Annotated in this window: 12 protein-coding genes; 4 read left to right on the top strand and 8 right to left on the bottom strand. The window is 71.8% G+C overall.

Annotated features, from left to right (window positions below; all coding sequences use genetic code 11):
* Positions 1 to 223 precede the first annotated feature (223 nt).
* Positions 224 to 979, top strand: a complete 756-nt coding sequence (locus ACCP09_RS38695; protein ID WP_433753982.1) for a hypothetical protein — start codon at positions 224 to 226, stop codon at positions 977 to 979.
* 21 nt (positions 980 to 1,000) lie between these two features.
* On the opposite strand, the gene ACCP09_RS38690 is transcribed toward ACCP09_RS38695, so the two are convergent.
* Entirely contained in the window at positions 1,001 to 2,134 is a 1,134-nt protein-coding gene (locus tag ACCP09_RS38690) for a GuaB3 family IMP dehydrogenase-related protein (RefSeq protein ID WP_123683961.1), read from the bottom strand.
* A 75-nt stretch (positions 2,135 to 2,209) separates the two neighbouring features.
* Positions 2,210 to 3,712: an IMP dehydrogenase gene (gene guaB, locus ACCP09_RS38685; protein ID WP_027932577.1), complete on the bottom strand. Its 1,503-nt coding sequence runs from the start codon at positions 3,710 to 3,712 to the stop codon at positions 2,210 to 2,212.
* Between the two features lie 173 nt (positions 3,713 to 3,885).
* On the opposite strand from guaB, the gene ACCP09_RS38680 reads away from it, so the two are divergent.
* The gene (locus ACCP09_RS38680) at positions 3,886 to 4,275 is read left to right on the top strand and encodes a DUF5319 domain-containing protein (protein ID WP_017986689.1); all 390 of its coding nucleotides are present in this window, start codon (positions 3,886 to 3,888) and stop codon (positions 4,273 to 4,275) included.
* A 114-nt stretch (positions 4,276 to 4,389) separates the two neighbouring features.
* Here the strand turns inward: ACCP09_RS38680 and ACCP09_RS38675 are convergent, their stop codons facing one another.
* The 5 genes from ACCP09_RS38675 to ACCP09_RS38655 form a co-directional block, all read right to left on the bottom strand.
* Positions 4,390 to 5,316: an anti-sigma-D factor RsdA gene (locus ACCP09_RS38675; protein WP_017986688.1), complete on the bottom strand. Its 927-nt coding sequence runs from the start codon at positions 5,314 to 5,316 to the stop codon at positions 4,390 to 4,392.
* Positions 5,317 to 5,889, bottom strand: a complete 573-nt coding sequence (locus tag ACCP09_RS38670; RefSeq protein ID WP_026153775.1) for a sigma-70 family RNA polymerase sigma factor — start codon at positions 5,887 to 5,889, stop codon at positions 5,317 to 5,319.
* Between the two features lie 253 nt (positions 5,890 to 6,142).
* Positions 6,143 to 6,739, bottom strand: a complete 597-nt coding sequence (locus ACCP09_RS38665) for a response regulator transcription factor (protein ID WP_017986686.1) — start codon at positions 6,737 to 6,739, stop codon at positions 6,143 to 6,145.
* A gap of 141 nt (positions 6,740 to 6,880) precedes the next feature.
* A complete protein-coding gene (locus tag ACCP09_RS38660) occupies positions 6,881 to 7,717 on the bottom strand; it encodes a hypothetical protein (protein WP_027932578.1) in 837 nt (278 codons plus the stop codon).
* Between the two features lies 1 nt (position 7,718).
* Positions 7,719 to 8,618 carry a MerR family transcriptional regulator gene (locus ACCP09_RS38655; RefSeq protein WP_433753984.1) on the bottom strand — a complete coding sequence of 300 codons (900 nt, stop codon included), beginning with the start codon at positions 8,616 to 8,618 and terminating at the stop codon, positions 7,719 to 7,721.
* A 274-nt stretch (positions 8,619 to 8,892) separates the two neighbouring features.
* On the opposite strand from ACCP09_RS38655, the gene ACCP09_RS38650 reads away from it, so the two are divergent.
* A complete protein-coding gene (locus ACCP09_RS38650; RefSeq protein ID WP_123683966.1) occupies positions 8,893 to 9,195 on the top strand; it encodes a WhiB family transcriptional regulator in 303 nt (100 codons plus the stop codon).
* 40 nt (positions 9,196 to 9,235) lie between these two features.
* Here the strand turns inward: ACCP09_RS38650 and ACCP09_RS38645 are convergent, their stop codons facing one another.
* Positions 9,236 to 9,844 carry a TetR/AcrR family transcriptional regulator gene (locus ACCP09_RS38645; protein WP_208722366.1) on the bottom strand — a complete coding sequence of 203 codons (609 nt, stop codon included), beginning with the start codon at positions 9,842 to 9,844 and terminating at the stop codon, positions 9,236 to 9,238.
* 74 nt (positions 9,845 to 9,918) lie between these two features.
* Between ACCP09_RS38645 and ACCP09_RS38640 the strand changes: the two genes are divergently transcribed.
* Complete coding sequence (locus tag ACCP09_RS38640; RefSeq protein ID WP_433753977.1) at positions 9,919 to 10,659, top strand: 3-oxoacyl-ACP reductase family protein; 741 nt, start codon at positions 9,919 to 9,921, stop codon at positions 10,657 to 10,659.
* Positions 10,660 to 10,742 lie beyond the last annotated feature (83 nt).

The following is a 10,742-nucleotide window of genomic DNA, read 5'->3' as shown; positions in this document are numbered from 1 at the left end:
GGCGGAGGATCGCCCGTCGGGTGGGGTCGGCGAGCGCGTGCAGCACGTCGTCGACGGTGATCTCGTCGAGCTCCGGGTGCGCGATGCCGGACCAGCGGCCGAGTGGCACGGGCTTGTCCTCCTGACGATGTTCTCAGCTCTCTTCGACACTTAACGAAGACTCTACTGCTCCGGAGGACTATTCGAGACACGTCGAAAACAGACAGACTGGGAGGAACCGATCATGCGTGCACGTCTGCTCGCCGGCCTGATGGCCGCCGCCCTCGCCTTCACCATCGCCCCGGCCGCGGCTGCCGAGACGCACCCGCACCCGACGCCCTACGGCCCGCAGCGGCCGTACGAGCCCGACGTGGCGGGGCCGGTGAACATCGACACCGGCACCGCGGTGTACGCCCCGGACGGCGGTTCGCGGTTCGGCGTGACCATCACGTTCGACGCCCGGCGCTCGACGACGACCGGCGTGGAGCCGGCCGCCCCGCGCGAGTTCGTGTTCCTGTTCGACCGGTCGGTGCGCTTCAACCCGCACCTGTTCCCGACGTGCGACCGGTCGGTGATCGAGACGCAGGGCGCGGCGGCGTGCCCGGACGGTTCCCTGGTCGGCTCCGGGCGGGCGGAGTTCTACCGCGGCGGGGCGGGCGAGGTGCTGGTCTTCAACACCACGTTCGACCACGGCAGGCGCGGCGTGCTGATCCACATCCCGGTCAGCGGGGCCATCCTGGAGAACACGCTGGAGCGCGTGGCGGGCGACTACCGCGACGACTACGGCTGGGGGCTGAACGAGATCGTGCCGCCGAACGACACGCCGCCGCAGGACCGGCCGAGCACGTCGGCGTTCGCCGTGACGTTCGGCGCGGTCCACAACGGACACAGCTTCGTGCAGAGCTTTGCGAAGCCGGGGTCCGAAGTGGCGGCCGGCGTGTGGAGCGAGTACGTGACCGGCCAGACGACGCTCGTCGAGGGCACGCTGACGCGGCCGTGACGCGCTCCGGACCAGCGACCGTCAGCCGCGCACCGAGAGGCCGACCCGCTGGAACTCCTTGAGGTCCGAGTAGCCCGTCTTGGCCATCGCCCTGCGGAGGGCTCCGAACAGGTTGATCGAGCCCTCCGCGTCGGACGACGGGCCGAACAACAGCGTCTTCAGGTCCACCTCGATGTCCGGCCCGGCGGCGACCCGCGAGCGCGGCAGGTTCGGGTGCGCGGCCGCCGCGGTCCAGTACAGGCCGTGGCCGGGCGCCTCGGACGCCGCGGCCAGCGGGGCGCCCACCACCACGGCGTCGGCGCCGCAGGCGATCGCCTTCGCGATGTCGCCCGAGCTGGTCATCCCGCCGTCCGCCAGCACGTGCACGTACCGGCCGCCGGTCTCGTCGAGGTAGTCGCGCCGGGCGGCGGCCGCGTCGATGATCGCCGTCGCCATCGGCACCCCGATGCCCAGCACGCGGTCGGTGCTCGTCACGCCCGGCGTGTACCCGTGGCCGACGATCACGCCCGCCGCGCCGGTGCGCATCAGATGCATCGCGGTGCGGTAGTCGGACACGCCACCGGCGATCACCGGCACGTCCAGGCCACCGATGAAGTCCTTGAGGTCCAGCGGGTCGGCGTCGTCGTGGGCGACGTGCTCCGCGGAGATGATCGTGCCCTGCACGACCAGGATCTCGACCCCGGCCGCGATCAGGTGCGGCGTCAGCTCGGCCGCGCGCTGCGGGCTCACCCGCGCCGCGACGGTCACGCCCGACTCGCGCACCCGGCGGATCGCCTCGGTCAGCAGCTCCGGCTGCACCGGCGCGGAGTGCAGCTCCTGCAGGGTGCGGACCAGCGCGGTGCGGTCCTCGTCCTTCGCAGCGTCCACCAGGCGGAGCAGCGCCTGTTCGGCGTTGGCGTGCCGGGCCCACAGGCCCTCGGCGTTCAGCACGCCCAGCCCGCCCAGCTTGCCGATCTCGACCGCCGTGTCCGGCGACACCACCGCGTCCGTCGGGTGGGTGACCAGCGGGATGTCGAACCGGTAGGCGTCGATCTGCCACGCGGTGGACACGATCGCCGACGACCGGGTCCGCCGGGACGGGACGATCTCCACGTCATCGAGGTCGTACGCCCGCCGCGCGGTGCGTCCCATGCCGATCTCGACCAGATCGCGCACGTCAGGTCCCTTCTCGCCGCCAGTAGTTGACGGCCCATTGTCGCTAGGCCATCGGTGTGACCCGCGCGCAGGGGGTCACCGAGAGGTGTAGTTGGGCGCCTCGACCGTCATGGTGACGTCGTGCGGGTGGCTCTCCTTGAGGCCCGCGGCCGTGATCCGCACCAGCTGCGCCTTCTGCAGCTGCTCGATCGTCTCCGCGCCCGCGTAGCCCATGCCCGAACGCAGCCCGCCGACGAGCTGGTGCACGACGTTGGCCAGCGGTCCGCGGAACGCGATGCGGCCCTCGATGCCCTCCGGCACCAGCTTGTCCTCGCTCAGCACGTCGTCCTGCGAGTAGCGGTCCTTCGAGTACGACTTGCGCCCGTCGCGGGACTGCATCGCGCCCAGCGACCCCATGCCGCGGTAGGTCTTGAACTGCTTGCCGTTGACCAGGATCAGGTCGCCCGGGGACTCGGCGGTGCCTGCCAGCAGGCTGCCCAGCATCACGGTGGACGCGCCGGCCGTGATGGCCTTGGCGATGTCGCCCGAGTACTGGATGCCGCCGTCGCCGATCACCGGCACACCGGCCGGGCGGCACGCCTTGTCGGCCTCGTAGATCGCGGAGATCTGCGGCACGCCGACCCCGGCGACGATGCGGGTGGTGCAGATCGACCCGGGGCCGACGCCCACCTTGACCGCGTCCGCGCCCGCGTCGACCAGCGCCTGCGCGCCGGCCCGGGTGGCGACGTTGCCGCCGACGATGTCGACCGTGTCGCCCAGCTCCTTCTTCAGCGTGGCGACCATGTCGATGACCGCACGCGAGTGGCCGTGCGCGGTGTCGACCATCAGCACGTCCACACCCGCGTCGGCGAGCGCCATCGCGCGCTGGTGACCGGCCGCGCCGACGCCGACCGCCGCGCCGACGACCAGGCGGCCGTCCGGGTCCTTGGTGGCGTGCGGGTACTGCTCGGTCTTGACGAAGTCCTTGACGGTGATCAGCCCGCGCAGCTTGCCCGCGCCGTCGACGATCGGCAGCTTCTCGATCTTGTGGCGGCGGAGCAGGCCGAGCGCCGCGTCCGCGGTGACACCGACCTGCGCGGTGATCAGGTTCTCCTTGGTCATCACCTCGCTGACCGGGCGGCTGTGGTCCAGCTCGAACCGCATGTCGCGGTTGGTGATGATGCCCACCAGCGTGCCGGACGCGTCCGTGACCGGGAGGCCGGAGATGCGGAACCGTGCGCACAGCGCGTCGACCTCGGCGAGCGTGTCGTCGGGCGAGCAGGTGACCGGGTCGGTGACCATGCCCGCCTCGGACCGCTTGACGACCTCGACCGCCGCGGCCTGCTCCTCGATCGGCAGGTTGCGGTGCAGGACGCCCATGCCGCCCTGGCGGGCCATGCTGATCGCCATGCGGGCCTCGGTGACCGTGTCCATCGCCGCGGAGACCAGCGGGATGCGCAGGGTGATGTTGCGGGACAGCCGGGTCGACGTGTCGACGTTGCTGGGCACGACGTCCGACTCGGCCGGCAGCAGCAGCACGTCGTCGAAGGTCAACCCGAGCATCGCGAACTTGTCTTCCGGGGCGAACTCGCTCGTCATGTGGGTGGCTGACCTTCCTGGCGGTGGCGGGTGAACCTTCCGTCGATGGTATCTGGCCCCCGTCCCGGCAACCGCCGGACTGGGGCCAGACGTGACCGGGGAAACTCGCCCCTGTTTGGAGGGACTGAAAGGCCCTGGACAAGCAACCCGGTCGGGCAGGTACGGTGCGACGCGTGCCGCACGAAGTGTTGCCCCCCGACCCGTTCGCCGACGACCCGGACGACCCCGCGCGGGAGCTCGCCGGCATCGGGGACGACGAGCTGGCCGAACCGATGGACGCGCAGGCGCGCGCCGAGTTGCTGGCGGACCTGTCGGACCTCGCGGTCTACCAGGCGCTGCTGGAGCCCCGCGGAGTCCGCGGGATCGTGGTCGATTGCGGTGAGTGCGATCAACCGCACTTCCACGACTGGCACCTGCTGCGCGCGAGCCTCGAGCAGTTGCTCGCGGACGGGCGGATGCGCCCGCACGAGCCGGCCTTCGACCCCAACCCGGCTGACTACGTGAGCTGGGACTACTGCCGCGGTTTCGCGGACGGGATCACGACCACCGAAAGCGCCTACTGACTGTTTCCACGAGAAGGCCCGGCCGCGGGAGGCCGGGCCTTCGCCATGTCCGGGGCGGGACCTGGACATGACGAAGACCCGGCCGCTCCCGGCCGGGTCCTCTCATGAGACGGATCAGTTCGAGCTGGTGCCGGTGTCCACACCGGCCGGCGCCTGGCCGGCGCCCGAGTCCGGCGTGTCGTAGCGCACCGTGCTGCCCGAGGTGCCGTCGCCGGGTGGCGTCGTGCTGCTCTCGGTCGTCGGGGACGGCGAGGTCGTGCTGCTCTCCGACGGGGTCGGCGTCGTGGTCTGCTGCGGGCTCGTCGTGGTCGACGAGGACGGCGACTTCGTCGAGCTAGGCGGCGGCAGCGCGGCCGAGGTCGGCAGGGAGGTCGGCGATTCCGGCGTGGTGGTGCCCGAGTCCGGCAGCATCGACGCGAGCTGCTGGTGCTCCGCCATCAGCTGGCTGAGGTTCTCCTCCTCGGTGACCTGGCTCAGCTTCGCGGCGGCCTCGGCGAGCGCCTGCTGCGCCTCGGCGATGCGGCCCTGCGAGAGGGCGATGCTGGCCTGCTGCAGGTCGATGCGGGCCGCGGAGGCGGCCTCGACCGACCGCGCGTGGTCGGCGTAGAGCACCTTGGTCAGGCCCCACAGCGTGTCGCCGGGCTGCGCGTCCCGCGCGGCGATGCTGGTGCCGGTGAACCCGATGGCGAGGACGGCGGCGGCCGTGGCGACCGGCACGAGCAGGCGGCGACGGCGCGCCCGCTGCCCGTGGCGGCGGGCCAGCGCGGCCGTCTTGATCGTCGTGACGGCGGTGTCGGTGTCGATGAGCTCGGCGAGCGGCTCGCTGTCGATGTCCCGTCGCCAGGACAGCAGCAGGGCGTTGAGTTCCTGGTCACCCAGGTCGTCGGCGATGCCGGGGTCGGACCCGCCGAGCGAGTCCAGCAGACCGTCGTCCGCGCGGATCGCGGTGAGGTCCGCCTCGAACTCCGCCCGCGACGAACTCAGGGTCGACTCGAACTCGAGCTCGTCGAGCTCACGTCTGACGTCTTCGCGATCGGTCACTCAGGCCACCTCCTCGGACGCCAGCGCCTTGCGGAGCCGGGCCAGCGCGCGGTGCTGCGCGACGCGGACGGCACCCGGCGTCGAGCCGACCGCTTCCGCGGTCTCCTCGGCGGACAGGCCCACGACCACGCGCAGCACCACGATCTCCCGCTGCTTGTCGGGCAGAACCCGGAGCAGCTGTGCCATGCGCTCGTTCAACTCCCCCTGCAAGGCGCGCTGTTCCGGCCCGATGTCGCCCTCGATCTCGTCGGGGATCTCGGCGACGGGCTCGGCCCGGTTGCGCGCGGCGGCCCGATGCGCGTCGGCCACCTTGTGCTGGGCGATGCCGTACACAAAGGCCAGGAACGGGCGCCCTTGGTCACGGTACGAAGGCAACGCCGTGAGCACTGCTAGACACACCTCCTGGGCAACGTCGTCTGCCGAGGCGAACGACCGCTCCTGTCGTCCGACCCGGGCACGGCAATACCGCACCACCAGGGGACGGATAGCGGCCAGCAGCCGCTCCACCGCCTGGGGATCCCCCTCGACAGCGGCGGCGACTGGCTCATCCAGCCCGTCCCCCACATTGGCCATCGCAGACAACAGTCCCAGCGTTACGTGTAGGCGTGCAAAATTAACGGCGCGGCAATCCCCGCATCGCTCACACCGGTGAGGCCTACGGTACCTGGCGACGCCGGTGTCGCGTATGCGTGGTCGGCTCTACAGCCGCGCCGGCCTCGCCGAACCGAGGCCGCCCAGTATCGCACGGATGTGGTTCGCAGGGGGGCGATCGAGCGAAGCGGCGCGCGGAAACACGAAAATTTCTCGCTGAATCCGCGCGTCCGCGTCAGGAGACCAGACCCCGGCGGAAGCCGTGCGCCACGGCCTGCGCACGGTCCCGCACGCCGAGCTTCCGGAACAGCCGGCGCGCGTGGGTCTTCACGGTGTCCTCGGAGAGGTACAGCTCACGGCCGATCTGGCCGTTGCTCTTGCCCTGGCTCATGCCGCGCAGCACCTGCAGCTCGCGCTCGGTGAGCTGCACGCCGGGGTCGGCGGGCTGGCGGGGCGCGGGCACCGAGGTGCTGGCGAGGGTGTGCGCGAGCGCGGCGACCAGCTCCGGCCGGGACGCGTCCCAGCGCAGGTAGCCGCGGGCCCCGCCGGCGATGGCGGCGGCGATGCTGCCGGCGTCGTCCGGCGCGCCGAAGACGATCACGTTGGCCTGAGGGTTGGCGGACACCAGCCGCCGAGTCGCCTCCACCCCGGCCGGCATCGCGCGCTGGGTGCCGACGAGCACGACGTCGACCGGCTGCCGCGAGTACCGGGCCAGCAACTCGTCACCGTGCGCTACACAGTCGATGCGACTGACACCGGGGACAGCAGACATCACGCGGGTGAGCCCTTCGCGGACACTGCGTCGGTCGTCGCAGATCAAGACCGTCGTCACGGGTGTTCCTTCCTGCAGCCGGGTGACATTCCATATCCCCTATCGGACGCTTGAGGCCGTACCTTGACACGATCCGGTGGCTTTTTTTGGAACTTCTTCGCCCGGATGTCGGTATGGCCGGCGGGAGCCCCGCACCCGGGGTCAGACCGGTACCCACGGAGAACCATGCGCCAGCCGCCTCCCTCCGGGATCGGAGCCCAGTAACACTGCGTGTAACACCGCGGCCGTCCGCGATCGGTGGCGGTCCGCGTCGGCGGGCCACAGATCGGCCGCGATCAGCCCGGCGGGCCAGCTGAGCGAGGACAGCTCGTACTTGTCCGCGTCCGCCAGCGCGCCCGAGACGAGCTCCCCGGCTCTTCGCTTCTGCCCGATGGTGCCCAGCGCCGCGGCGAGCACCAGCTGGGACTTGACCGTGTGCCGGATCGATCCGGCAGCGGTGGCTTCGTCGAGAGCGACCTCGGCCGGTCCGACCGCGGCCTGCGCGTCGCCCGAGGCGAGCGCGAGTTCCGCGGTGACCCAGCCGAGCCGGGTCCGGGTCCGCCAGTTGTCCACCGCGCCCGCGGCTCGGTCCAGGACGCGTCGCGACGCGGTGAGCCGCCCGGTGCCCAGATGGTCGGCGGCCAGCCCGAGGAGCGCGTCCGCGAGCGCGCCGCGAGCGTCCAGGCCGTCCGGGTCCGGCTCCGACACGGCCATGACGGCCTGGCGCAGCGCGGCGCCGTCGAGCCCGCGGGCGACGGCGTGGCCGCCGAGCTGACGGCGGTGCGAGGCGAGGGTGGCCAGCGCCAGTGCGGCGACCACCTGATCCCGGTCGCGGGCGAGCTCGTCGAGCAGGGTGGTGGCAGCCGCGTAGCGGCCCTGTGCGCCGAGCACGATCGCGCCGAGCAGGCGCCGCCTGGGCGGGCCAGCGGCGGCGAGCACGTCCGGCGGCGGCGCCGGACGGTCGCCGAAGGCCGCTCGTCGGAGTTCGATCTCGTGCACGTTACTTCCCTACCAGGACGTACTCGATCCGGTCAGCCGCCGTCCGCAGTCCGGACAGCTGTTCGACGCGATCCGGCAGCTCCGGGGCGCGCCAGCCGGGGCCGGCGGCGAACAGGCGGCTGCGCAGGCCGCCGCGGGACACTTCGGGGAACAGCTCCGGATCGGCGTTGCCCGCGCGGTCGGCCCAGAGCACCACGGCCGCGGGTGAGCTGCGCCGGACAGCCGCGGACAACGCGGGACCGGGCAGTGGCAGCCCGAAGAGCTGCGAGCCGATGCGCCGCGCGGCGAGGCCCGCGGCCAGCACGTGCAGCGACAACGCGTCCTGCTCGTCCGGAACGCGGCTGAGCAGGACCGGGCGCTGGTTGCGCGGGTGGTCGAGCACCGGCGTCGCGCGCACTACGGCGGCCAGCACGCACTCGCTCAGCATCGCCTGCACCTCGACTCCGGCCGGGGTGCCCGGCCAGCCGGCCCCGCAGGCGTCGAGGACCGGGGCGATCACGCCCTCCCATGCGTCGAGGACGCCGACGCTGCCGATCGCGTCGTCGAGGGTCTGCTGCACCGCGCGGCCGTCGAGCGCGACCGCGGCCGCACGCAGCCGGCGGGCGGCCGCGCCGTTCTGCGCGGCGCTGAGCTGCTCGGCCGGCGGCGGCAGCGGCTGGGCCGCGATCTCCGGGGCGGCGCCGAACGACTTCGGCATCTGCTGGAGCGCGTAGCGAGCGGCCTCCGCGGTCGAAGCGCCGCGCAGCAGCGCGCGCTGCATCAGTTCGAGCCGGCCGATGTCGGCGGCGCAGTAGCGGCGGTGCTTGCCGTCGGTGTGCCTGCTCGGGCCGAGGCCGTAGCGGCGGTCCCAGGTGCGCAGGGTCGAGGGCGCGACCCCGAGCCGCCGGGCGACGGCGGCCACGGGCATCGTCGGCTCGGCCTGACCGGCACCCCTGGGACGGCTCACCCGACCCAATATCCCGGTACCACTCGAACGGGGCAACCTGAATCGGTTTCGTCATTTCCCCTGTTTACGGCCCTGATCTCACGCATCCGGGGGAAACCTAACGGCTGAATCAGCGGGATTCCCTTGAACAACTATTGGCGCGCTTCTAACGTTACCGCCGTTGCGCCATTCGGAGTAATCGCCGGGCGGCTAAGCAGGGGTGGCACGACCGAATCGGAGGGCGGTCACGATGGCAGACACGCGTAGGCTCCCGGGCCCGAACGCCGATATCTGGGATTGGCAGCTGCGGGGGTCGTGCAGGGGGATGGACAGCGGCGCGTTCTTCCACCCGGATGGCGAGCGGGGGCCGGCGCGAGCGCGCCGGGAGGCCCGGGCGAAGGCGATCTGCCAGTCCTGCCCGGTCCTGCGACTGTGCCGGGAACACGCGCTCGCGGTGCACGAGCCGTACGGGATCTGGGGCGGGCTGTCGGAAGCCGAGCGGGAGACGATCATCCGCACCGGGAAACCGCAGCTCACCCTTTCCGGCCAGTAGCCGGAACGGAAAAGGCGGACGGCACCCGGGTGAACGCCCGTCAGCCGGGTGCCGTCTTTTTTCCCAGAAATCGCGGCCACGCGGACATCGCCGTGTCGATGACCGCTTCCAGGTCGGCGAGTTCGGCGCCATCTCGCGCTTGAATCGACATCCCGTGCAGAATCGTGCCGTAGAACCGGACGATTCCCTCGATGTCGGCGTCTTCGGGCAGGTCCCCCTCCGCGACCGCGCGCCGCAAGCGGGCCGCCACTCCGGTCAGGTTGTTCCGCCGCTTCGCCGCGAGGAATTCGCGGACCGGCCGGTTCTGCTCCGTGCAGTTGAGCGCGGCCAGCACGACCATGCACCCGCGCGGGTGCCCCTCCTCGACGTACCCGCGGGCACTCTCCCGCAACCAGGCCTCGACGGCGTCGCGCGCGGTCTCCCCCTCCGGCGGCCGGTGCCCGAACCGCTCGCGGTAGCGCTCGATCGCCTCCCGGAACAACGCCTCCTTCCCGCCGAAGGCCGCGTACAGGCTCGGTGAGCCGATCTTCATGGCGGCGGTCAGGTCGGACAAGGACGTGCCCTCGTAGCCGCGCTCCCAGAAGACGTACATCGCCTCATCCAGGGCCGCGTCCCGGTCGAAGGCCCTCGGACGGCCGCGTGGTGACATGGTTCGCATTCTATAGCGGTCGGCACAGAAGTCGCCCTAACTTCTGTGCCGATCACTACAGAAATGGAGGGCTCATGGGTTCGCTGGACGGCAAGGTCGCACTCGTGACCGGGGGCAGCAGGGGCATCGGGGCGGCGATCGCCCGGAAGCTGGCGGCAGAAGGGGCGCACGTCGCGGTCACCTACGAGAAGTCCGCCTCGCGGGCGGCCGAGGTGGTGGCCTCGATCGAGAGCCTCGGCCGGAAGGGGCTGGCGCTGCAGGCCGACAGCGCGGACGCCGAGGCGCTGACCGCGGCGGTGGACCAGGTCGCCGAAGCGCTGGGCGGGCTGGACGTGCTGGTCAACAACGCCGGGATCTTCCCGCGCGGGACGATCGAGGAGATGAGCCTCGCCGACTTCGACCGGACGCTGGCGGTCAACGTGCGGGCGGTGTTCGTCGCGACCAAGGCCGCGGTGCGCCATCTGCCGGCCGGTGGCCGGATCATCACGATCGGCAGCACGCTCGGCGAGCGGGTGGCGCGGCCGGGGATGAGCGCCTACGCGGCGTCTAAGGCCGCCGTGGTGGGGATGAGCCGGGCGTTCGCGCGTGATCTGGGGTCGCGCGGGATCACTTCGGTGGTGGTTCAGCCGGGGCCGACCGACACGGACATGAACCCGGCGGACGGGCCGCGGGCGGCGAGCACTCTCGCGCTGTCGGCTGTTGGGCGGCATGCTTCGCCGGAAGATTTGGCGGCGACCGTTGCGCATGTCGCCGGGGCTGGTGGGGCGTTCATCACCGGGTCGGTGATCACTGTTGATGGTGGGGTCAATGCTTGAGTAGGCGCTACGCGGGTTTCTCAATCGCCGGCTTCGCTTCGCTACGCCCCGATCGAGAGAGTCCCTCCCGAACCCGATCTTTC

The sequence above is a fragment of the Amycolatopsis sp. 3B14 genome, from assembly GCF_050958625.1.
In the GTDB taxonomy this organism is placed as follows: Bacteria; Actinomycetota; Actinomycetes; order Mycobacteriales; family Pseudonocardiaceae; genus Amycolatopsis_E; species Amycolatopsis_E thermoflava.
This window is presented reverse-complemented; position numbering and strand designations above follow the sequence as displayed.